The 21,070-nt window shown below is 61.7% G+C and carries 20 protein-coding genes; 9 read left to right on the top strand and 11 right to left on the bottom strand.

What is annotated here, in order from left to right; genetic code table 11:
- Nucleotides 1-146 precede the first annotated feature (146 nt).
- The 3 genes from soxG (at nucleotide 147) to fdhA (ending at nucleotide 3,258) form a co-directional block, all read left to right on the top strand.
- Nucleotides 147-779 (top strand): sarcosine oxidase subunit gamma family protein, encoded by a 633-nt coding sequence (gene soxG / locus M0808_RS03155; RefSeq protein ID WP_247839855.1) that lies wholly within the window; start codon nucleotides 147-149, stop codon nucleotides 777-779.
- Between the two features lie 216 nt (nucleotides 780-995).
- Nucleotides 996-1,853, top strand: coding sequence for a formyltetrahydrofolate deformylase (gene purU, locus M0808_RS03160; RefSeq protein WP_027610664.1), 858 nt, complete (start codon nucleotides 996-998; stop codon nucleotides 1,851-1,853).
- 205 nt (nucleotides 1,854-2,058) lie between these two features.
- The gene (gene fdhA / locus M0808_RS03165) at nucleotides 2,059-3,258 is read left to right on the top strand and encodes a formaldehyde dehydrogenase, glutathione-independent (protein ID WP_027610665.1); all 1,200 of its coding nucleotides are present in this window, start codon (nucleotides 2,059-2,061) and stop codon (nucleotides 3,256-3,258) included.
- Nucleotides 3,259-3,474: 216 nt separating this feature from the next.
- Here fdhA and M0808_RS03170 read toward each other — a convergent pair whose 3' ends face one another.
- Both M0808_RS03170 and M0808_RS03175 read right to left on the bottom strand, forming a co-directional pair.
- Nucleotides 3,475-4,149: an anti-sigma factor gene (locus M0808_RS03170; RefSeq protein WP_247839857.1), complete on the bottom strand. Its 675-nt coding sequence runs from the start codon at nucleotides 4,147-4,149 to the stop codon at nucleotides 3,475-3,477.
- A complete protein-coding gene (locus M0808_RS03175; RefSeq protein WP_247267341.1) occupies nucleotides 4,146-4,781 on the bottom strand; it encodes a sigma-70 family RNA polymerase sigma factor in 636 nt (211 codons plus the stop codon). The genes M0808_RS03170 and M0808_RS03175 overlap by 4 nt, the downstream gene beginning before the upstream one ends.
- A 148-nt stretch (nucleotides 4,782-4,929) precedes the next feature.
- Between M0808_RS03175 and M0808_RS03180 the strand changes: the two genes are divergently transcribed.
- Nucleotides 4,930-5,487 carry a DUF2780 domain-containing protein gene (locus M0808_RS03180; RefSeq protein ID WP_247839859.1) on the top strand — a complete coding sequence of 186 codons (558 nt, stop codon included), beginning with the start codon at nucleotides 4,930-4,932 and terminating at the stop codon, nucleotides 5,485-5,487.
- Between the two features lies 1 nt (nucleotide 5,488).
- Here the strand turns inward: M0808_RS03180 and M0808_RS03185 are convergent, their stop codons facing one another.
- On the bottom strand, nucleotides 5,489-6,376 hold the full coding sequence (locus M0808_RS03185) for an acyltransferase (protein WP_247839861.1): 888 nt from the start codon (nucleotides 6,374-6,376) through the stop codon (nucleotides 5,489-5,491).
- 309 nt (nucleotides 6,377-6,685) lie between these two features.
- Between M0808_RS03185 and M0808_RS03190 the strand changes: the two genes are divergently transcribed.
- The 4 genes from M0808_RS03190 (at nucleotide 6,686) to creD (ending at nucleotide 10,930) form a co-directional block, all read left to right on the top strand.
- A complete protein-coding gene (locus M0808_RS03190) occupies nucleotides 6,686-7,189 on the top strand; it encodes an ATP-dependent zinc protease (RefSeq protein WP_041069928.1) in 504 nt (167 codons plus the stop codon).
- 68 nt (nucleotides 7,190-7,257) lie between these two features.
- Nucleotides 7,258-7,938 carry a two-component system response regulator CreB gene (gene creB, locus M0808_RS03195; RefSeq protein ID WP_247839862.1) on the top strand — a complete coding sequence of 227 codons (681 nt, stop codon included), beginning with the start codon at nucleotides 7,258-7,260 and terminating at the stop codon, nucleotides 7,936-7,938.
- The gene (creC, locus tag M0808_RS03200; RefSeq protein WP_247839864.1) at nucleotides 7,938-9,356 is read left to right on the top strand and encodes a two-component system sensor histidine kinase CreC; all 1,419 of its coding nucleotides are present in this window, start codon (nucleotides 7,938-7,940) and stop codon (nucleotides 9,354-9,356) included. Before creB ends, creC begins: the two co-directional genes overlap by 1 nt.
- Before the next feature lie 203 nt (nucleotides 9,357-9,559).
- Nucleotides 9,560-10,930, top strand: a complete 1,371-nt coding sequence (creD, locus tag M0808_RS03205) for a cell envelope integrity protein CreD (protein WP_247839866.1) — start codon at nucleotides 9,560-9,562, stop codon at nucleotides 10,928-10,930.
- Between the two features lie 172 nt (nucleotides 10,931-11,102).
- On the opposite strand, the gene M0808_RS03210 is transcribed toward creD, so the two are convergent.
- The 8 genes from M0808_RS03210 to M0808_RS03245 form a co-directional block, all read right to left on the bottom strand.
- The gene (locus M0808_RS03210; RefSeq protein WP_183785521.1) at nucleotides 11,103-11,732 is read right to left on the bottom strand and encodes a glutathione S-transferase; all 630 of its coding nucleotides are present in this window, start codon (nucleotides 11,730-11,732) and stop codon (nucleotides 11,103-11,105) included.
- Nucleotides 11,733-11,925: 193 nt separating this feature from the next.
- Nucleotides 11,926-12,105: a hypothetical protein gene (locus M0808_RS03215; RefSeq protein ID WP_247839868.1), complete on the bottom strand. Its 180-nt coding sequence runs from the start codon at nucleotides 12,103-12,105 to the stop codon at nucleotides 11,926-11,928.
- The gene (locus M0808_RS03220) at nucleotides 12,102-13,226 is read right to left on the bottom strand and encodes a PepSY domain-containing protein (protein WP_247839870.1); all 1,125 of its coding nucleotides are present in this window, start codon (nucleotides 13,224-13,226) and stop codon (nucleotides 12,102-12,104) included. Before M0808_RS03220 ends, M0808_RS03215 begins: the two co-directional genes overlap by 4 nt.
- A gap of 74 nt (nucleotides 13,227-13,300) precedes the next feature.
- Nucleotides 13,301-15,727 (bottom strand): TonB-dependent siderophore receptor, encoded by a 2,427-nt coding sequence (locus tag M0808_RS03225; protein ID WP_247839872.1) that lies wholly within the window; start codon nucleotides 15,725-15,727, stop codon nucleotides 13,301-13,303.
- 234 nt (nucleotides 15,728-15,961) lie between these two features.
- A complete protein-coding gene (locus tag M0808_RS03230; protein WP_247839874.1) occupies nucleotides 15,962-16,933 on the bottom strand; it encodes a FecR family protein in 972 nt (323 codons plus the stop codon).
- Nucleotides 16,930-17,448 (bottom strand): RNA polymerase sigma factor, encoded by a 519-nt coding sequence (locus M0808_RS03235; RefSeq protein WP_083369393.1) that lies wholly within the window; start codon nucleotides 17,446-17,448, stop codon nucleotides 16,930-16,932. Before M0808_RS03235 ends, M0808_RS03230 begins: the two co-directional genes overlap by 4 nt.
- 207 nt (nucleotides 17,449-17,655) lie before the next feature.
- The gene (locus tag M0808_RS03240; RefSeq protein WP_247839876.1) at nucleotides 17,656-18,363 is read right to left on the bottom strand and encodes a 3'-5' exonuclease; all 708 of its coding nucleotides are present in this window, start codon (nucleotides 18,361-18,363) and stop codon (nucleotides 17,656-17,658) included.
- A complete protein-coding gene (locus tag M0808_RS03245) occupies nucleotides 18,360-20,294 on the bottom strand; it encodes a putative nucleotidyltransferase substrate binding domain-containing protein (protein WP_348773029.1) in 1,935 nt (644 codons plus the stop codon). The genes M0808_RS03240 and M0808_RS03245 overlap by 4 nt, the downstream gene beginning before the upstream one ends.
- Before the next feature lie 259 nt (nucleotides 20,295-20,553).
- On the opposite strand from M0808_RS03245, the gene M0808_RS03250 reads away from it, so the two are divergent.
- Nucleotides 20,554-21,000, top strand: a complete 447-nt coding sequence (locus tag M0808_RS03250; protein ID WP_096797572.1) for a response regulator — start codon at nucleotides 20,554-20,556, stop codon at nucleotides 20,998-21,000.
- Nucleotides 21,001-21,070 lie beyond the last annotated feature (70 nt).

Genomic DNA, 21,070 nt, shown 5'->3' on the forward strand with positions numbered 1-21,070 from the left:
TTCGCGAGCAAGCTCGCTCCCACAGGTTTCGGGTTGTTAATGGAATTTGTGCCAGGCATCAGTCCCCTGTGGGAGCGAGCTTGCTCGCGAAGGCGGCAGTGCAGCCACCACAAGGACCGGACCAACAGAATTGAGATAGGTGCTTTATGACCACAGCCAACGTGTACCAACAACACCCGACCACCGGGGCCAAGGCCGAGTCGTCGCTGCACCATGCCGACCTCGCCAGCCTGGTCGGCAAGGGTCGCAAGAACGCCGGCGTGATCGTGCGTGAAAAGAAACTCCTCGGTCACCTGACCATTCGTGGCGATGGCCACGATGCAGCGTTCGCAGCCGGCGTGCACAAGGCCCTCGGCATTGAGTTGCCGGGCGCCCTGAGCGTCATCGTCAAAGGCGAAACCAGCCTGCAATGGATGGGCCCGGACGAGTGGCTGCTGATCGTGCCAAGCGGTGAAGAATTCGCCGCCGAGCAGAAACTGCGCGAAGCGCTGGGCGACCTGCACATCGCGATCGTCAACGTCAGCGGCGGCCAGCAAGTGCTCGAACTGAGCGGGCCGAACGTGCGTCAGGTGCTGATGAAATCCACCAGCTACGACGTGCACCCGAACAATTTTCCGGTCGGCAAAGCGGTGGGCACGGTGTTCGCCAAGTCGCAGCTGATGATTCGCCATACCGCCGAAGACACCTGGGAACTGCTGATCCGCCGCAGCTTCTCGGACTACTGGTGGTTGTGGCTGCAGGATGCTTCGGCTGAATACGGGTTGAGCGTACAAGCCTAAAAGCTTACCCCCTCACCCCAGCCCTCTCCCCCAGGGGGGAGAGGGGGAAAGGGAGCAGATTTGTGTGGTTTTCGAGCCCGAGTTCGACCCGATACTTCAGGTCGGCGTAGCTCGAAAGAACACCTCGGTCAGTCCCCTCTACCTCCGGGAGAGGGCTAGGGTGAGGGGCAAAAATCCCCCAGACACCGCGTACAAAAGAACAGGAGTCACCGCACCATGAGCCGCGCCCCAGACACATGGATTCTGACCGCCGACTGCCCCAGCGTGCTCGGCACGGTGGACGCGGTGACGCGTTTTCTGTTCGAGCAGGGTTGCTACGTCACCGAGCACCATTCGTTCGATGACCGGCTCTCGGGCCGTTTCTTCATTCGCGTGGAATTCCGTCAGCCCGACGGTTTCGACGAGCAGTCCTTCCGCGCCGGCCTCGCCGAGCGCGGAGAGGCATTCGGCATGGTCTTCGAGCTGACCGCGCCGAACTACCGGCCAAAAGTGGTGATCATGGTCTCCAAGGCCGATCACTGCCTCAACGATTTGCTCTACCGCCAGCGCATCGGCCAGTTGTCGATGGACGTGGCGGCGGTGGTGTCCAACCATCCGGACCTCAAGCCGCTGGCCGACTGGCACCAGATTCCCTACTACCATTTCCCCCTCGACCCCAACGACAAGCCGGCGCAGGAGCGTCAGGTGTGGCAGGTGATCGAAGAGTCCGGCGCCGAACTGGTGATCCTCGCCCGCTACATGCAGGTGCTGTCGCCGGAGTTGTGCCGCAAACTCGATGGCAAGGCGATCAACATTCACCACTCGCTGCTGCCGGGGTTCAAGGGCGCCAAGCCGTATCACCAGGCCTACAACAAGGGCGTGAAGCTGGTCGGCGCGACGGCGCATTACATCAACAACGACCTCGATGAAGGGCCGATCATTGCCCAGGGCGTCGAGGCGGTGGATCACAGTCATTACCCGGAGGATCTGATTGCCAAAGGGCGGGATATCGAGGGCCTGACCCTGGCCCGGGCCGTGGGTTATCACATCGAAAGAAGGGTGTTTTTGAACGCCAATCGCACGGTCGTTCTTTAGATCGCTTTCGCGAGCAAGCCCGCTCCCACAAGGGATTTGTGTCGAAACACAGGTCTCTGTCACACCCAAGATCAACTGTGGGAGCGGGCTTGCTCGCGAAGGGGCCATAACTGACAACGCAAGACCAACAAGCAATAACCCGAGCACTTAACGCGCTGCCTGCCTGGGCAACGCAGTTCCATAAAAACAACAGCGAGGTGAAAGCATGTCTGGCAATCGTGGTGTGGTGTATCTCGGCGCTGGCAAGGTCGAAGTACAGAAAATCGACTATCCGAAAATGCAGGACCCGCGTGGCAGGAAGATTGAGCACGGGGTGATTCTGCGTGTGGTGTCCACCAACATTTGTGGCTCCGACCAGCACATGGTGCGCGGCCGTACCACGGCGCAGACCGGTCTGGTGCTGGGCCATGAAATCACCGGCGAAGTGATCGAAAAGGGTTCCGACGTCGAGAACCTGAAAATCGGCGACCTGGTCTCCGTACCGTTCAACGTGGCTTGCGGGCGCTGCCGTTCCTGCAAGGAGCAACACACCGGCGTCTGTCTGACCGTCAACCCGGCCCGTGCCGGCGGTGCCTACGGTTATGTCGACATGGGCGACTGGACTGGCGGCCAGGCCGAGTACGTGCTGGTGCCGTACGCCGACTTCAACCTGCTGAAACTGCCGGATCGCGACAAGGCCATGGAGAAAATCCGCGACCTGACCTGCCTCTCCGACATCCTCCCGACCGGCTATCACGGCGCAGTGACGGCGGGCGTTGGCCCTGGCAGCACCGTTTACATCGCCGGCGCCGGCCCGGTCGGTCTGGCCGCTGCAGCCTCGGCGCGTTTGCTGGGGGCGGCGGTGGTGATCATCGGCGACGTCAACACCATCCGCCTGGCGCACGCCAAGGCTCAGGGTTTTGAAGTGGTCGACCTGTCCAAGGACACGCCGCTGCACGAACAGATCGCCGCACTGCTGGGCGAGCCGGAAGTCGATTGCGCGGTGGACTGCGTGGGCTTCGAAGCACGCGGCCACGGGCATGACGGGGTGAAAGCCGAAGCACCGGCCACTGTGCTCAACTCGCTGATGGGCGTGGTGCGTGTGGCCGGCAAGATCGGTATCCCGGGCCTGTACGTGACCGAAGATCCGGGCGCGGTCGATGCCGCCGCGAAAATGGGCAGCCTGAGCATCCGCTTCGGTTTGGGCTGGGCCAAATCCCACAGCTTCCACACCGGCCAGACCCCGGTGATGAAGTACAACCGCCAACTGATGCAGGCGATCATGTGGGACCGCATCAACATCGCCGAAGTGGTTGGCGTGCAGGTCATCAGCCTCGATCAGGCGCCGGAAGGTTACGGCGAGTTCGATGCCGGTGTGCCGAAGAAGTTTGTGATCGATCCGCATCGGTTGTTCAGTGCGGCGTAAGTTTGAGGCAATGCAAAACGGCGACCTCAAGGTCGCCGTTTTTTATGGGGATGAGCACGAAACCTGTGGCGAGGGAGCTTGCTCCCGCTCGGCGGCGAAGCCGTCGTAAAATCCACACATGCGGCGTCTCAGGAAAATTACCCACACAAGATTTGAGCCGCTTCGCAGCCCAGCGGGAGCAAGCTCCCTCGCCACAAAAGGTTTGTGGTGCCAGAGTCAGAGAGCCGCTAACGCGCCTTGGTAAAGCACTGGCCCCGTCGGTTGCCCGGTCGGCGAACCACCTTTCGGTTCCAGACTCACCGCCAGCGCAATCGGCTGGCCGATCAAGACTTTCTGCGCCGCGTTCAGTTCAACCTTGCCTTTGCCGCCTGCAGGAATCACCCCCAGCGAAATCGGCTTGCCGTCCGCCGGTATCGCCCACAGTTCCAGGCTGCGATCTGGCCCGACTGCCGCCAATGTCAGCGGTTCGACTTGCAGATAATCCGCATGCGCCTCGATCTTCAGTGCCGGCTGCGTGTCGGCGCTCAGCAAGGTGGCGCGGTAGCGGGCGTCGTCGCGGTTGTACAGGGAGCCGAGGAACACCAGCACCACGATCGAACAGGCAGCGACGCTGACGCGCAGCCAGTTCCAGAACGGACGTTTTTCCGGGACGTGCAGTACTTGCGGCTCGATCCGCGCGGTGATGCCTTGCCACACCCGATCCGGCACCGGGTGCTCCGGCAGCGTTTCGGTAAGGCTGGCGAGGCTCTCCTGCCACTGCGCCAACTCGGTTCGCAGTGCTGCGTCATCCAGCAGCAATTGTTCAAAGCGCCGACGCGCCGCTGCCGACATCAGGCCAATGGCGTAATCGGCAGCGAGGGCGCGGCGCAAGGCGGGGGTCTGGTAGTTCATGATTCAAGGCACCTGCGCAGACGCTCCATGCCGCGACGAATCCACGACTTCACCGAGCCCAGCGGTGCCGCCAGGTGTTCGGCCAGTTCCGAGCAGGACAAACCCTGAAAGTAGGCGACGCTGATCGATTGGCGCTGCATGCCGTCGAGGGTGTCCAGGCAACGGTGCAGCGCGCTGGCTTCGCGGCTGCTGTTCAACAGGTCGTGGGCCGAAGGGCCTTCGTCCGGCAGGGTGTCCTGCTCGAAATCGGTCAGCGGCCGTTCGCGCTGTTTGCGTAATTGGTCGATGGCCTGATGGCGGGTGATGTTGATCATCCAAGTCAGCGGCGCCGACAAGTGGGCTTCGTAGCGCGAGGCGTTATTCCAGATGCGCACGAAGCTTTCCTGCAGCACTTCCTCGGCCAGATCCGCCCGGCCCATGAAGCGCAGGGCCACGCCGTGCAGGCGTGGGCCAACGCTGCGATAGAGCGTTTCGAATGCACCGCGGTCGCCCAGTGAGCACTGGGCCAACAGCTGGCGCAACTGATCGGGGTCGGCGATGGAAATGACGGCTCTCCAGGCAATGGGCGGGCGACGAGGGCGCTGCTCGGGCTGTTCACAGGCTAGTTCAGCGACGGCGCTTGTGCCATTCATCTCGGGTTATCCGCGGTTTCACGTTTTATATACGTGGCTATGCTGAAAATGGATGCGTCGGCGAGGAACATGCTGGCTGAAACCCGGTCAAACCGGCAGTTTTGCCGCTCATAGACGGGCGGTTACCACAGCGCAAGAGGATGTCTGAATGAAGATTTCACGCGGTATTGCCTTGGCTTCACTGATGACCCTTGCAGCGAGCCCGGTGTTTGCCGGCTTCAGTCTGGACGACGTGACCAAAGCGGCTGCAAGCATGCAGGGTGGCAACGCTGCCACCGCCGCCGCGCCGACCTCGGAAACCGCCGGTTTGCTGCAAGCTGTTACCGGTCTCGGTGTTACGCCTCAGCAAGCCGTCGGTGGCACCAGCGCCATGCTCGGCCTGGCCAAGAATCAGTTGAGCAGCACCGATTATTCGCAGTTGGCCAAAGAAGTGCCGGGCATCGACAAACTGTCGGGCGGCAGCGGCAACCTGGCGGCGTTGAGTGGTTTGCTGGGTTCGTCGGGCAAGTCGGCCGGGCTGGAAAATGCGCTGGGCAACGTCAAGGACACCAACGACCTGAACAATGCCTTCGGTGCGTTGGGCATGGACAGCGGCATGGTCGGTCAGTTTGCCCCGGTGCTGCTCAAGTACCTGGGTGATCAGGGCGTCGGCGGCCCGCTGCTGCAGAGTCTGAGCAGCATCTGGGGCGCCGGCACCGGTAGCTGATTCAGCCGCGCTCGCCGCGCAGTTCGCTGATGCGCTGATCCTTCTCGGTCCAGAGCTGGTTGACCCAGTTCTGGACCTGCTGGCGAAACTGCGGATCGTTCTCGTAATCGCCCTGCGACAGTGCCGGGTCGAGTTCGCGGGTCTGGATGTCGACAATCACCCGCGGCACGCTGCCGCTGATCAGGTCCCAGAATCCCGGAATCTTCTGCTGTGGATACACCACGGTCACGTCGAGCAGCGCATCCAGCTGTTCCCCCATCGCCGCCAGAACAAACGCCACACCTCCTGCCTTGGGTTTAAGCAGATGCTTGAACGGTGACTGCTGTTGCGCGCTTTTCGCCGCGGTGTAGCGGGTGCCTTCCAGATAATTCACCACCGTCACCGGCTGGCGTTTGAACAGCTCGCAGGCCTGTTTGGTGATCTCCAGATCCTTGCCCGCCAACTCCGGATGTTTGGCCAGAAACGCCTTGGTGTAGCGCTTCATGAACGGGTAATCCAGCGCCCACCACGCCAGCCCCAGAAACGGTACCCAGATCAGTTCTTTCTTGAGGAAGAACTTGAAGAACGGCGTGCGCCGGTTGAGGGTCTGGATCAGCGCCGGAATGTCGACCCACGACTGGTGGTTGCTGACCACCAGGTACGAGGTGTCACCACGCAGGTCTGCGCCGCCGCGAATGTCCCATTGGGTGGGGATGCACAGGCGAAAGATCAGCTTGTCGATCTCGGCCCAGGTCTCGGCAATCCACATCACCGCCCACGAGGCGTAATCGCGCCAGCGCCCGGGCGCGATCAGCTTGAACAGGGCAAAGACCAGCAACGGCCCGATCAGGATCAGGGTGTTGAGCAACAGCAGCAGGGTGACGAAACAGCCGGTGAGCAGGCGGCGCATAAGCAACTCTATGAAGGCGGATGGGCGCGCCATGATAAGTGTCTTCGGGTGACAGGCCAAATCGATGGTGACGAATGTTTCACTTTTGGCTGGCTATGCTGGAGCTGATTACCGTGTTGGCAGGGCTGGCCTCTTCGCGAGCAAGCCCGCTCCCACAGTGGATCTTCAGTGTGCATGCCATCTCCAACAGATCCCGGATCCCCTGTGGGAGCGGGCTTGCTCGCGAAGGCGGACTCCAGCGAACCAATTGCTCGCCGGCTGTCTAAAATCTCGCGTCTGACGCCCTCATTTTCCAAGGAAGCCCTCTACGTGAAATCCCTCCTTGCACTGTTTGCCCTCGTCGCCCTGCCGGTCATGGCCGCCGAGCCGACCCTGTATGGGCGTTACGAATACATCGCGCTGCCGGAAATCGGTGGTGAGGTGCTCAAGGCCAAGATGGACACCGGCGCGCTGACCGCCTCGCTGTCGGCCAAGGACATCGAGACTTTCACCCGCGACGGTGAAAACTGGGTGCGTTTCCGCCTCGGCACCAAGGATGCCAGCAACAAGGTCTACGAGCACAAGATCGCGCGGATCAGCAAGATCAAGAGTCGCTCGGATGAAGAGGACGAGGGTGACAGCACTGAAGTCGCCAAACGCCCGGTGGTCGATCTGGAACTGTGCCTGGGCAACGTCAAGCGCACCGTTGAGGTCAACCTGACCGACCGCAGCAACTTCAACTACCCGCTGCTGATCGGTGCCAAGGCCTTGCGCGAGTTTGGCGCAGCGGTGAACCCGGCGCGGCGTTTCACCGCCGACAAGCCGGACTGCTAAGTGGTCTCATTGACGTAACGTCAGGCTTGGGGCACCGTTCGCGCACTTAACCCATGGGCTCGGACGCCATGCCTCATATCCTGATTGTCGAAGACGAAGCGGCGATTGCCGACACGCTGATTTTTGCCCTGCAGGGCGAGGGGTTCGCGACCACGTGGCTGAGCCTCGGCGCGGCGGCGCTGGAGTTTCAACGGCAGACCCCGGCTGACTTGATCATTCTCGATATCGGCCTGCCGGACATCAGCGGTTTCGAAACCTGCAAACAGCTGCGGCGCTTCAGTGAAGTGCCGGTGCTGTTCCTCAGTGCCCGGGACGCCGAGATCGATCGGGTGGTGGGGCTGGAGATCGGCGCCGACGATTACGTGGTCAAGCCGTTCAGCCCACGGGAAGTCGCCGCGCGGGTACGGGCGATTCTCAAGCGCATGGCGCCGCGTCCTGCGGTTGAAGCCTCCTCGACGCTGTTTCGCATCGATGCCGAGCGTGTGCTGATCTCCTACCGCGGCCAGCCATTGAGCCTGACCCGCCACGAATTCCGCCTGTTGCAATGCCTGCTCGAACAACCGCAGCGAGTCTTCAGTCGCGAGCAATTGCTCGATGCGCTGGGCGTGGCGGCGGACGCCGGTTACGAGCGCAGCATCGACAGCCACATCAAAAGCGTGCGCGCCAAATTGCGCCTGGTGCGGGCCGATGCCGAGCCGATCCAGACCCATCGCGGCCTCGGTTACAGCTACAGCCCGGGGCACAGCTGATGTCGCTGGGGCTGCGGATTTTTCTGGTGTATGTGCTGTTTATCGGCCTGACCGGTTACTTCGTGCTCAACACGGTGATGGAAGAAATCCGCCCGGGCGTGCGCCAGTCCACCGAAGAAACCCTGGTCGACACCGCCAACCTGATGGCGGAAATTCTCCGTGATGATTTCAAGGCCGGCACGCTCAGCGAGAACCGCTGGCCCGAATTGTTGCGGGCCTACGGCGAGCGTCAACCACAGGCGACGATCTGGGGTTTGCCGAAAAACCAGGTCAACCACCGCATCTACGTTACCGACGCCAAAGGCATCGTGGTGCTGGATTCCAGCGGCGTGGCGGTCGGTCAGGATTACTCGCGCTGGAACGACGTCTACCTGACTTTGCGTGGTGAGTACGGCGCTCGTTCGAGCCGCAGCGATCCGAATGATGCGAACTCCTCGGTGATGCACGTCGGTGCGCCGATCCGCGACAACGGCCGGATCATCGGCGTGGTTACCGTGGCCAAACCCAACAGCTCATTGCAGCCTTATGTTGATCGTACCGAGCGGCGCTTGCTGTTTTACGGTGCCGGGCTGATCGGCCTCGGTCTGCTGTTCGGCGCTTTGCTGTCGTGGCGGCTGAGCCGCGCGCTGCACCGTTTGACCGGGTATGCGCAGGCGGTGAGCGAAGGTCGGCGAGTGGAAGTGCCGCATTACCGTGGCGGCGAACTGGGGCAACTGGCCACAGCGGTGGAGCAGATGCGCACCCAGCTCGAGGGCAAGGCTTACGTCGAACGCTACGTGCACACCCTGACCCATGAATTGAAGAGTCCGCTGGCGGCGATTCGCGGTGCCGCGGAATTGTTGCAGGACGAGATGCCAGCGATTCAGCGCTTGCGCTTTGTCGGCAACATCGACAGCGAAAGCGCACGGATGCAGCAGTTGATCGAGCGGCTGTTGAATCTGGCTCAGGTGGAACAGCGGCAGGGTCTTGAGGAGCGGGTGGCGGTGCCGCTGGCGGCATTGGTTGATGAATTGTTGCGGGCGCAGGCAGCGCGCATCGAAGGCCGGCGGCTCAAGGTCGAGCAGACGATTGCGCCAGATCTGCTGCTGATCGGCGAGCCGTTTCTGCTGCGTCAGGCGCTGGGCAACCTGCTGGAGAATGCGCTGGATTTCACCCCGATCGCCGGGCTGCTGCGCTTCAGTGCCGAGCGCGTAGGGGAGCAGGTCGAGTTGCGCTTGTTCAACGAAGCAGCGGCGATTCCCGATTACGCCTTGCCACGCCTGAGCGAGCGATTTTATTCGCTGCCGCGCCCGGACAGTGGGCGCAAGAGCACTGGACTGGGGCTGAACTTTGTTGAGGAAGTGGTGAAGTTGCATGGTGGGTCGATGCATATCCGCAACGTCGAGAGCGGTGTGGAAGTGACATTGCGCTTGTCCTGAAACCGAGTCGCTGCCTTCGCGAGCAAGCCCGCTCCCACAGGGGGGGGGGTTGAAACACAGGTCTCGGTCACACCAAAGATCAACTGTGGGAGCGGGCTTGCTCGCGAAGGGGCCGGTGCAGTCTCCACACAATCTCCATATTCCCCCCACATTCCCCTCATACATCAACAGCAGACTCTGCCCATCCAAACAGGGAGAGTCCCATGAACAAGAATCTGACCATCAAGCTCGGGGCGATTGCCCTGCTGATCCTGCTGTTGCTGATACCGCTGCTGATGATCGACGGCATCATCGATGACCGTCAGCAACTGCGCGATGGTGTGCTTGAAGACATCGCCCGCAGCTCCAGCTACAGCCAGCAACTGAGCGGGCCGGTGATGGTGGTGCCGTATCGCAAAGTGATTCACAACTGGAAGCTCAACGACAAAACCAACCAGCGCTACGACGAGCCAAGTGAAGAACGCGGTCGTCTGTATTTTTTGCCGGAGCGCTTCGAGCTCGACGGCCAAGTGCAGACCGAGCTGCGCAATCGCGGTATTTACGAAGCGCGACTGTTCCATGCCGACAATCGCATCAATGGGCATTTCTCGTTGCCGGCGCAGTTGGGGATCAAGGAAGACTTTGCCGATTACCAGTTCGATGCGCCGTTTCTGGCGGTGGGCATCAGCGATATTCGCGGTATTGAAAACGCCCTGAAACTGGAACTCGACGGCCAACGCCTGGACTTCGTACCTGGTACCCAGGTCGGCTGGCTCGGCGAAGGTGTGCGGGTTACGCTGCCGGCGCTGGATACCCGCAACGCCACGGAACTGACTTTCGGTTTCGACCTGCGCCTGCAAGGCACCGGTTCGCTGCAGGTGTTGCCGGTGGGCAAAAGCAGTCACGTCAGCCTTGCCGCCAACTGGCCGCACCCCAGTTTTGTCGGCAACTTCCTGCCGGGCAAACGCGAGATCAGTGACCAGGGTTTCAGCGCTGATTGGCAGACCACATTTTTCTCCACCAACCTGCAAGAAGCCATGAGCCGTTGCGTGATGGGCAATGACTGCGAGGCGTTCAACGGGCGCAGCTTTGGTGTGAGCTTCATCGATCCGGTGGATCAGTACCTGAAGAGTGATCGGGCGATCAAATATGCGCTGTTGTTCATCGTCCTGACGTTCGCCGGTTTCTTCCTGTTCGAGGTGCTCAAGAGTCTGGCGGTGCACCCGGTGCAATACGCGTTGGTCGGGGTGGCGCTGGCGTTCTTCTACCTGTTGCTGCTGTCGTTGTCGGAGCACATCGGCTTTGCCCTGGCGTATCTGCTGTCGGCCAGTGGTTGTGTGTTGTTGATCGGTTTCTATGTTTGCCACGTGCTGCACAGCGTGCGCCACGGCCTGAGTTTTTCTGCGGGATTAGCGGCGTTGTATGGCTTGCTATACGGACTGCTGAGCGCCGAGGATTACGCGTTGCTGATGGGCTCACTGCTGTTGTTCGGTCTGCTCGGGGTGTTCATGGTGCTGACGCGCAAACTCGACTGGTACGGGATCGGGCAGAAACCGGCCAAGCCGCTGGAGTTTGATGTGGGGGGGATGCAATGAGCGGGTTGCGGGAGGATCAGCGCTGGAAGGAAGAGTTGGTGACGCGGATTGTCGGGTTTCTGCCTGTGGAAACGAAGTGGTGCCTTCGCGAGCGAGCCCGCTCCCACAGGAGTACGCATTCCAATGTGGGAGCGGGCTTGCTCGCGAAGAGGGCGGAACAGGCGCCGCAGCCTTAAGGCTTGGGCATCGTGGCAACCATGGACGGTCGCTGGCTCACCTCGAAATACCAGTTGGCCAGTTGTGGATTGGCGCTGCGCCAGTCCAGATCCGGATGACGCAGATCGATGTAACCCAGTGCACAGGCGACGCTGATCGCCGCCACGTCGAAATGGCTGGTCAGCTCGGCGATGGCGTCACTTTCCAGATAGGCCAGGGCGCGGCGGATCTTCTCGCGCTGGGCATCAAGCCACTCGTCCCAGTGCTTTTCCGGGGCGCGCAATACCAGTTCGTAACGCACCATCACCGAGGCGTCCATGATCCCGTCGGCCAGCGAGGCCAGGGTCAGACGCCGCCAACGGGCCGCTCCTTCGCGGGGGATCAGCGGATTGCCGACGTGTTGCTGGTCGAGGTATTCGAGGATCACGCGGCTGTCATGGATCACGCTGCCGTCGGCCAGACGCAGGGCCGGAATCTTGCCCAGCGGGTTGTCGGCGTTGAGCGCAGCGTCCGGGCTGACCGGGGTGAGGACGCAGTCTTGCAGGGCGACGCGATCCTGCTGGCCGGTCTCGTGCAACAGCACCATCACTTTGCGCACGAACGGGGAGAGCGTGTTGTGAAACAGGGTCATGCTGGGGGCGGACATTGGCAAACCTCGGTGGTCATCGAAGAGCAGGAGATTAGCCTAGTCAGATACAGAGCGGCTGGCGAGGGATTTGCTGGTGTTCATCAGGCCGCCTTCGCGAGCAAGCCCGCTCCCACACTGGATCTGTTTCGTTCACAAATCCCCTGTGGGAGCGGGCTTGCTCGCGAAGAGGCCCTGTCAGGCAGCACAAAAATCACTCGCGCGGCAGCAAGCCTCTTATGGCCAGAAATGCCGGAACACCCAGCCCGATCCAGCTCAACGCATCCCAGATCCCGTCCCCCAACAACGCCGAAAACAACCCCGCCGCACTCAGCAGCGCAATCACCAGCGGCGTGCTGAAGACCTTCCAGAAATTGCTCTGACGCGGCTTCATGCAGCAGCCTCCAGCGGCAACGGTTTTGCCGCTTTACGCCGCACCACCCACAGATACACGCCACTGCCGAGGACGATGATGGTCAGCACGTCGAGGGTTGCCCAGAGGATCTTCATCGGCATGCCGCCGTAGTCGCCGAAGTGCAGCGGCTGGGACATGCCCATGGCGTCCATGTACCACGGGCGCTCGGCCACAGCGGTGACCTGTAGGGTGCTGGCGTCGATCAGCACCGGCGTCAGCAGGTGCGAGGTCAGGTGCGTGCCGCCCTTCATGAAGACTGAATAATGATGCTCGCTGGAAAACCGCGTGCCGGGGAAGGCGATGAAGTCCGGGTTCATCCCCGGCGCCACGTCACTGGCGATGTCGAGCAGGCGGGTGGCCGGTGCCAGTCGGGTCAGCGGCGGGGCATCGCGGTAGGGCGCGACCATGGCGCTCAGCGTGTCATTGCGCCACGCGGCAATGAGCAGATCGGCGCAGGCGCTGATCACGCCGGTGACACCGACCACCAGCGCCCAGGTCAGGGTGACGACGCCGATCAGGTTGTGCAGGTCGAGCCAGCGCAGGCGGGTGGACTTGTCCTGACGCACGGTGCCGAACTGCAAGCGGCGCATGAACGGCAGGTAGAGCACCGTACCCGAGATGATCGCGACCACGAACAGCAGACCCATGAACGCCAGCAGCAACTTGCCCGGCAGCCCGGCAAACATGTCGACGTGCAGGCGCAGGATGAACAGCATCAGCCCGCCATTGGCTGACGGGGTTTCCAGCGCTTCACCGGTGCGCGCATCAAGCATGAAGGTGTGCGACGAGTTCGGTTCGGTGCCGGCGGTTTTCGCCATGATGGTCAGCACGGCGTTGGGCTCGTCGTCTTCGAAACCGAAGTATTGCACCACGTCGCCGGGGCGATGCTTTTCTGCGGCCTCGACCAGTTGCGCCAGGTTCAGGCGCGGCGTGTCGGCGGGCATCTCGCGCACTTGTGGGGCATCACCGAGCAGATGCTCGATCTCGTGATGGAAGATCAGCGGCAGGCCGGTCAATGCCAGCAACAGCAAAAATACGGTGCAGATCAGGCTGGTCCAGGTGTGGATGAACGACCAGCGGCGAATTGTTTTACTTTTCATTTCATGACCTTCAAAAACACCGAAGCCGTCCACGGGGGACGGCCTGGTGACAGAACCTGTTTCAGCTCACGCGCTTACCACTTGTAGGTGGCGCTGGCGACGACGCTGCGCTGGTCGCCGTAGTAGCAGTAGTAGCCGTCGCAGGTGGAGATGTAGTCCTTGTCGAACAGGTTGGTGGCGTTGACCGCGACCGATGCACCTTTGAGGCTGTTGTCCAGGCGGCCCAGGTCGTAATGCACGGAGGCGTCGAACACCGTGTAAGCATTGGCCTTGCCCAGCCAGGTGTTGCCCTGGTCGCCATAGGTGTTGCCGGTGTAACGCACGCCACCGCCGATACCGAAGCCGTCGAGCACGCCGCTGTGCCAGGTGTAATCAGTCCACAGCGAAGCTTGCTGGTTTGGCATCAGTTGCAGGCGGTTGCCTTTGTAGTCGCCTTTCTGCACTTCGGACTTGGCCAGGGTGTAGGCGGCAATCACTTTCAGGTTATCGGTGACGTCCGAGGTCGCCTCCAGTTCCAGGCCTTTGACTTTCACTTCGCCGGTCTGGCTGGTGATCGGGGTGTTGCCGACGGTGGTGGTGACCGCGACGTTTTTCTGTGTCAGGTCATACACGGCGGCGGTCAGCAGGGTTTTGCTGCCCGGTGGCTGGTACTTCACGCCCATTTCCCATTGCTTGCCTTCGGTCGGCTTCAGCGAACCGGTGGAGGAGGCGTCGGCGCCGGTGGTTGGCTGGAAGGATTCGGCGTAGGAAATGTACGGTACGAAGCCTGAGTCGAACACGTAGCTGAGGGCTGCGTTACCGCTGAAATTCTTGTCGCGCTGGGTGTTGGTCGCGTCGGCCTTGTTGAAGAATTTGGTGCCGGTGTGGACCCAGTCTTCACGACCGCCCAGCGTCAGGCGCCATTGGTCGAGGGCCATCTGATCCTGCACATAGAGGCCGGTCTGGTAGGTCTTCTGGTCGTAGTCGTAATACGCCGTAGAGCGATCCGGACGAACGATCGGCTGGCCGTAGATCGGGTTCAGCACGTTGGTTTTCAGGCCGTCACCGTAGATCGACAGGTAGTTGGTGTTGCTGCGCTGGTGATCCAGCCCCAACAGCACGGTGTGGCGAATGTCACCGGTGGCGAAGTCGGCCTGGAAGTTGTTGTCCACCGCGAACTGGCTGATGTCTTCGTCAACGCTGGTGCTGGTGCGCCCGACGTTACCTTGATCGTCCACCATGGTGTAGGGGTAGGAACCGACGGTCAGGGCCTGGAACGACAGGTCCGATTTGGTGTAACGCAGGTTCTGCTTGAACTGCCAGACATCGTTCAGCCGGTGTTCGAAGGCATAGCCGAGCGCGTAGTAAGTGCGGTCGTAGTATTCCCAATCCGGGTCGCCGAGGTTTTTATGGTGCGAAACGCTACCGAACGGCATGTCGATCTTGGTGCCCTGCACCGGCAGGAACTGGCTGGTAATGCCGGTATCGTCGCGGGTGAACTGGCTCAGCAGGGTGAATTTGGTGTCGTCGTCGATGTTCCAGGTCAGGCTCGGTGCGATGTTGTAGCGCTTGTTTTCGATGTGATCGATTTGCGTGTCGCTGTCGCGCACCACACCGCTGATGCCGTACAGAAACTGCCCGGCATCGTCGATCTTGCCGGTGCTGGCGAAATTGATCTGGCGATGGTTGTCGCTGCCGTACTGCAACTGGATTTCGCTGCTGGCGTCGCTGCTCGGGCGCCGGCTGACCATGTCCAGCAGGCCGCCCGGCGGGGTCTGGCCGTAGACGGAGGAGGCCGGGCCGCGCAGCAGGGCGAGACGATCGAGGTTCCAGGTTTCCTGTTTCGGGTTGGCGTATACGCCTTTTGGCAGGGGCAGGCCATCGAGGAACTGGGTCGGCTCGAAACCGCGCACGCGCAGCCAGTCGGCGCGGGTGTCGCTGCCGTAGCTGCTGGCGGTGATGCCCGGCATGTAGCGTACGGCGTCATCGAGGCTGTGCACGCTGCGGTCGTCCATTTGCTGACGGGTGGCGACCGAGATCGAGCGCGGTGCTTCGACCAGCGCGGTGTCGGTCTTGGTGCCGGCGGCGGTGCGGGTGGCGGTGTAGCCTTCGACCGGGCCCCAGGCCGTTTCCAGATTTTCCACGCCGATCACTGCGGTTTCCGGCAGCGCCAATGTCCCTTCCGGCACTGCAACCAGGGTGTAGGTGCCGGTACTGCTTTGTTCCAGTTGCAGACCGGTGCCTTGCAGCGCCGCGCGCAGAGCACCGGCGGCGTCGTACTGACCGCTGACCGGCGCCGAGGTCTTGCCGGCGGCCAGCGACGGATTCAGCGACAGCGCGAGGCCGCCCTGGCTGGCGATCTGGTTCAGCGTGGTCGACAGCGGCGCCGCTGGCAGGTTGTAGGCACGCACGCTGGAGGCCTGTTCAGCAGCGAGCAACGGGCCGCTGAGCAGCGGCGCGCTGAGGGCAATGGCGATGGCCAACAGACTGGGGCGCAACAAGGTGTCTAGCGAACGGGACATGCGAAGGCTCCTGAATGGAAATATTTCTCAATTGCCTGTGTGCCGGACGAGAATTGAAAAGTGATAGGGCTGGATGAAAATAATTTCGATTAACTGGGAGTGGGGCAGCCGATTCGGAATTTTCGAGTGCTGCGGGTGGCCCTATCGCGAGCAGGCTCACTCCTACAGGGGGAACGCATTCCTACTGTAGGAGTGAGCCTGCTCGCGATAGCTATTTCCCTGACAACGAATTTTTTAAGGCTTGGTATCAGCCTTCGCCACCGTGACCCAATACGGCGTATGCCGCTCGATCTGTACCGGCAGGGTCGGCAGCAGCGCACTCAAGGCCTTGTCGGTGTCGTGCAGTGGGAAACTGCCGGTGATGCGCAGGTCAGCGACTTCCGGCGCGACGCCCAGATGCCCTCGGCGATAACGACCCAGTTCATGCACCAGGTCTTCCAGTCGCGCGTTGTCCACCACCAGCATGCCGCGGGTCCAGGCATCGGCGCCGGGCGTGAGCGCGGCGACCGTGTCGAGGCCGTCATTGCGGATCAGCACTTGCTGGCCTTCGCGCAGGATCTGCTCTTCAGAATGACTTTGCGGATGCGCCGCCACCGCCGATTGCAGGACGCTCAGGCGCGTACCTTGGTCTTCACGCTTGACCAGAAACCGTGTGCCCAACGCGCGCATGCTGCCTTCGCGCGTCTCGACAATGAACGGCCGCGCATCGCCGTGACCGGTCTCGACCATGATCTCGCCTGCCTGCAACACGATCAGCCGCTGCCGGGCATCGAAACGCACATCCACCGCGCTGTGGGTGTTGAGGTTGAGCACGGTGCCATCGGCCAGGCGCACCGTACGCTGCTCGCCGGTGGCGGTGCGTTGATCGGCGAGCCAGTAATCCAGCGGCAAGTAGCGATCACCGGCAAACAACGCCAGACCGACGAGCGCCACCACGCTGGCCAATCCGCTGCCGAGCTTGCGCACACGGCGTCGAATGCCTTCGCGCGATTGCAGCAAGGCCGCGCGGGCCGGGCCGTTGGCGACGCTGAAGCGCTGATCGAGCATGCTCAACTGCCGCCAGGCGCGGGCGTGTTCTTCATTCGCTGCATGCCATTTGGCGAACTCCTCGCGCTCCAGCGGACTGCCGGAATCCAGCGACAACTGCCAGGCAATCGCCGCATCCAGCACTTGGGCCGAGACCGGTTTGGAACTGGCCGGGTTCATGTCGGCTCACCGTACAGGGCGATGTAGCACTGGCGAATGCCTTGCGCGAGGTACTGCCGCACGCGGGGCACCGAGACGCCAAGCTTCTCGGCGATTTCGGCGTGGCCGAGGCCGTCGAGGCGGTTATACAGGAAAGCGGCGCGGGCCTTGGTCGACAGTTTGCCGAGCAGGCGGTCGATGGCCTTGAGGTCTTCGAGGATCAGTTGCTGTTCTTCCACCGAAGGCTGTTCGCCTTCGGGGATCAGCATCAATTCAGTGAGGTAGGCCTGCTCCAGCGCGGCGCGGCGGAAATAGTCGAACAGCAGGCCCTTGGCGATCGCCACCAGAAACGCCCGGGGTTCGCGCGGCGTCAGCAATTCATCGCGACCGAGCAGGCGCACGAAGGTGTCCTGGCTCAGGTCTTCGGCTCGTTGCGGGCAAGCCACATTGCGCCGCAACCAGCTCAGCAGCCAACCGCGATGGTCGCGATACAACGCACCGACGAGTTCACTGTGAGGGCTTGGGACTGACGACACCAGACGCACCGTTTGGGAAATGTTAACCAACGAGAATTGTTCGCGATTCTCGCAGAGGTGGGAATGGTTAGCAATTGGCCACTGGTCGGGTGGTATCAGCAGGACCGCATCATCGTTCTTCGCGAGCAAGCCCGCTCCCACAGGGGGAATGCGTTCCAGGGTGGGAGCGGGCTTGCTCGCGAAGGGGCCGGAGCCGGCGCCGAAAATCTACAAGGAAGGCGCCTGCTGTCGGCGCTTCCACTGACTCAAGCGTTGCTGCAGATTCAGCGGACTATGAATCTGCTGCTGTCGCGCGCGGCTGAACAGAATCAACGCCAGCTCTGCCGTGGCCAGCGCATCGGCACTCGCGTTGTGCCGCTCGAACACCTCAAGCCTGAACCAGTCGATCCATTCATCCAGGCCGGCCTCGCGAATATTCGCCTGCGGACACAGCAGCGGCGCCATGTCCGCGACATCCAGAAACACATTCTGCAGCTTGTAACCCAAGTGTTCCTTCATTGCGCGCCCGAGCATGTGCTGATCGAAGGGCGCATGAAACGCCAGCACCGGGCTGTCGCCGATGTATTCCATCAACTCCAGCAACGCCTCGGCCGGATCGCTGCCGGCGGCAATCGCGTTCGGCCCCAGGCCATGAATCAACACGCTCGGGCTGAGCTTCAGCTCCCGACATTGCAGAGTGCGCTCGAACTGCTGACCGAAGTCGATCGCGCCGTCTTCGATGACCACCGCGCCGATCGACAGCACGCGATCCTTGTTCAGGTTCAACCCGGTGGTTTCCAGATCGAGCACCACCCAACGCTGCTCGCGCAGGCTGTATTCTTTCAGTTCGCTGATCGCCGGCAACGTCGCCAGACGTTGTTGCAGGTCTGCCGACAGCAGTGGGCTGGCCGGCCGCAGCCACGAAAACAGGCTCATAGCTGATACCGCAAAGCCAGGCTGCTTTGCAGGCGCTGGGCCTGGCGCAGGGATTCACGCAGGATGCGCCGATCCAGATGATTGAGGCTGTCGGGATCAACCCGGTTGGACCAGGGCAGATTCTCACGGGTCTGGATCTGGTGTTGCTGCATGCGCGTCTGCTGGATGAAGTGGTAAGCCTCCTCATACGCCGCGCCGTCGAGCCGTTCGATGACCTCTTTCTCGACCAGCTGACGCAAGCGCTCCAGAGTGTTGTTGGTTTCGATGCCATGCGCCAGCGCCAACAGGCGTGCGCCGTCGACGAAGGGCGTCAGGCCCTGGACTTTGAGATCAAGGGTGGCTTTCTCGCCATTCTTGCGCGCCAGCACAAACTCGCGGAAACGCCCCACCGGCGGACGATTGCGCAGCGCGTTCTCGGCCAGCATGCGCTGGAACAAACGGTTGTCTCCGACCTGATCGAGAATCCCCCGGCGCAGTTGCGCGCAGCCTTTCTCGTCGCCCCAGACCACCCGCAGGTCGAAATAGATACTCGAACCAAGCAGGTTCTCCGGCGTCGCCTCGCGGATAAACGCCGCAAAACGCCGCGCCCATTCCGCGCGCGACAGGCACAGTTCGGGGTTGCCGGCCATGATGTTGCCCTTGCACAGGCTGAAGCCGCACTGCGCCAGGCTCTGGTTGATCTGCTGGGCGATTGGCAGCAGTTTGCCGCGAATCTCCGCCGCATGCGCCGCGTCCCGCGCTTCGAACAGAGTGCCGTTGTCCTGATCGGTGTGCAGCGTCTGCTCGCGCCGACCCTCGCTGCCGAAACACAGCCAGCTGAACGGTACGCCGGGGTCGCCTTTTTCGGCGAGGGTCAGTTCGATCACCCGGCACACGGTGTGATCGTTGAGCAGGGTGATGATGTGGGTGATCTGCGTCGAAGACGCACCGTGGGCAAGCATGCGTTCGACCAGTTGGCCGATCTCGCCGCGCAGGCTCACCAGTTGTTCGAGGCGCTGGGCACTGCGGATGGTCCGGGCCAGGTGCACCAGGTCGACCCGTTGCAGCGAGAACAGATCACGCTCGGAAACCACGCCGCAAAGACGCTGATCCTTGACCAGACAGACGTGGGCGATGTGCCGTTCGGTCATGGCAATCGCCGCGTCAAAAGCGCTGTGATCGGGCGACAGAAAGAACGGCGAACAGGTCATGTGCCGCTCGATGGTTTCGCTGAAATCACCGCTTCCGTTGGCGACCACTTCGCGCAGATCACGCAGGGTGAAAATCCCCAGCGGCGCCTTGTGTTCATCCACCGCGACGATGCTGCCGACCTGTTGCTCGTGCATCAGCTTCACCGCTTCGCGCAACGGCGTGTCGGGGCTGCAAGTCACCGGATGGCGCATCGCCAATTCGCCGAGGCGGGTGTTCAGCGAGTACTGGGTGCCGAGGGTTTCCACGGCTTTCTGCTGGACTTGCTGGTTGACCTGATCGAGCAGGCTGCTGACCCCGCGCAAAGCGAAATCGCGGAAGCTGTTGGACAGGGCGAACAGTTTGATGAACGCCGGTTTGTTCAGTTGCAGGCAGAAGGTGTCTTCGCTGGCCAGATGCTCGGTGCGGGTCGCCCGTTCGCCAATCAGTGCGGCCAGCGGGAAGCATTCGCCGGTGGTGATCTCGAAGGTGGTTTCGGTGCCGGGCCGGGTGATGTGCTGGCGTTCGCCGACCACTCGGCCCTGTTTGACGATGTAGAAATATTCGACCGGCCCGTCGGCGGGCTTGATGATGCTTTCGCCCTGGCCATAGAAGCGCAGCTGACATTGTTCCACCAGAAAAGCCAGGTGGGCGTGTTCCATCTGATTGAAGGGCGGGAAGCGCTGGAGGAATTGCAGGGTGCCCTGAATGTTCTGCAACACCGCGGTTTTCCCTGCCTGGGTGAAGGCGTCCGCTTTACTCATAACCATTACCGCAGTCTTTTTTGAATTGTTGTTGTCGGATCGTTGCGGCCATGGTCGGCCCCTGCGCGCGGGGTGCCCATTGGACGTAAGTCTAGGTTTGCCATGCCGTTCGGCACATTTGGGAAGTGCCCTACAAAAACAGTCGGAAATTCCCCCGCCAGCCACTTGGAAAAAAATCCGACGAAGTGCACATTGAAGCTCTGCTTAGCGATGTCTGACGACTGTGCCAGGTGACTGAATTGAAAACGTAGAGAATGCCATGTCCGACCACGATATTTTGAGCGACGCCGAGCGTGAAGCGCTCAGCGCAGTAATGCTCGAACCCGACTTGCCGCCGCAGCGTGTACTGATCGTCGATGACGACAAGGACGCACGGGAGCTGTTGTCGGAGATACTCGCGTTGGATGGCATTCGTTGCATGACCGCGGCCAGCGGCGAAACCGCGCTGAAGATGCTCGACGAAAAACCTTCGATCGGGCTGGTGATCACTGATTTGCGTATGGGCAATGTCGGTGGGCTGGATTTGATTCGGCAGGTGCGTGAGTCGGAGCGGGCGGCGTTGCCGATCATCATTGTTTCCGGCGATGCCGATGTGAAAGACGCCATCGCCGCGATGCACCTGAGCGTGGTGGACTTTCTGCTCAAGCCGATTGATACGGTGAAGTTGCTGGGCCTGGTCAAACACGAATTGGGCATTGAGCCCTGACTCTCAGGCAACACTGCCCCCCCCTGTGGGAGCGGGCTTGCTCGCGAATGCGTCCTTTCTGTCGAAATTA

Origin of the sequence: Pseudomonas sp. MWU12-3103b, assembly GCF_023100615.1 — a bacterium.
GTDB lineage: Bacteria > Pseudomonadota > Gammaproteobacteria > Pseudomonadales > Pseudomonadaceae > Aquipseudomonas > Aquipseudomonas putida_A.

Bases quoted from the DNA above. Each gene is read 5' to 3' on its own strand.
- soxG (WP_247839855.1), top strand. From the start codon at position 147: ATGACCACAGCCAACGTGTACCAACAACACCCGACCACCGGGGCCAAG.
- purU (WP_027610664.1), top strand. From the start codon at position 996: ATGAGCCGCGCCCCAGACACATGGATTCTGACCGCCGACTGCCCCAGC.
- fdhA (WP_027610665.1), top strand. From the start codon at position 2,059: ATGTCTGGCAATCGTGGTGTGGTGTATCTCGGCGCTGGCAAGGTCGAA.
- M0808_RS03170 (WP_247839857.1), bottom strand. From the start codon at position 4,149: ATGAACTACCAGACCCCCGCCTTGCGCCGCGCCCTCGCTGCCGATTAC.
- M0808_RS03175 (WP_247267341.1), bottom strand. From the start codon at position 4,781: ATGAATGGCACAAGCGCCGTCGCTGAACTAGCCTGTGAACAGCCCGAG.
- M0808_RS03180 (WP_247839859.1), top strand. From the start codon at position 4,930: ATGAAGATTTCACGCGGTATTGCCTTGGCTTCACTGATGACCCTTGCA.
- M0808_RS03185 (WP_247839861.1), bottom strand. From the start codon at position 6,376: ATGCGCCGCCTGCTCACCGGCTGTTTCGTCACCCTGCTGCTGTTGCTC.
- creB (WP_247839862.1), top strand. From the start codon at position 7,258: ATGCCTCATATCCTGATTGTCGAAGACGAAGCGGCGATTGCCGACACG.
- creC (WP_247839864.1), top strand. From the start codon at position 7,938: ATGTCGCTGGGGCTGCGGATTTTTCTGGTGTATGTGCTGTTTATCGGC.
- creD (WP_247839866.1), top strand. From the start codon at position 9,560: ATGAACAAGAATCTGACCATCAAGCTCGGGGCGATTGCCCTGCTGATC.
- M0808_RS03210 (WP_183785521.1), bottom strand. From the start codon at position 11,732: ATGTCCGCCCCCAGCATGACCCTGTTTCACAACACGCTCTCCCCGTTC.
- M0808_RS03215 (WP_247839868.1), bottom strand. From the start codon at position 12,105: ATGAAGCCGCGTCAGAGCAATTTCTGGAAGGTCTTCAGCACGCCGCTG.
- M0808_RS03220 (WP_247839870.1), bottom strand. From the start codon at position 13,226: ATGAAAAGTAAAACAATTCGCCGCTGGTCGTTCATCCACACCTGGACC.
- M0808_RS03225 (WP_247839872.1), bottom strand. From the start codon at position 15,727: ATGTCCCGTTCGCTAGACACCTTGTTGCGCCCCAGTCTGTTGGCCATC.
- M0808_RS03230 (WP_247839874.1), bottom strand. From the start codon at position 16,933: ATGAACCCGGCCAGTTCCAAACCGGTCTCGGCCCAAGTGCTGGATGCG.
- M0808_RS03240 (WP_247839876.1), bottom strand. From the start codon at position 18,363: ATGAGCCTGTTTTCGTGGCTGCGGCCGGCCAGCCCACTGCTGTCGGCA.
- M0808_RS03245 (WP_348773029.1), bottom strand. From the start codon at position 20,294: ATGAGTAAAGCGGACGCCTTCACCCAGGCAGGGAAAACCGCGGTGTTG.
- M0808_RS03250 (WP_096797572.1), top strand. From the start codon at position 20,554: ATGTCCGACCACGATATTTTGAGCGACGCCGAGCGTGAAGCGCTCAGC.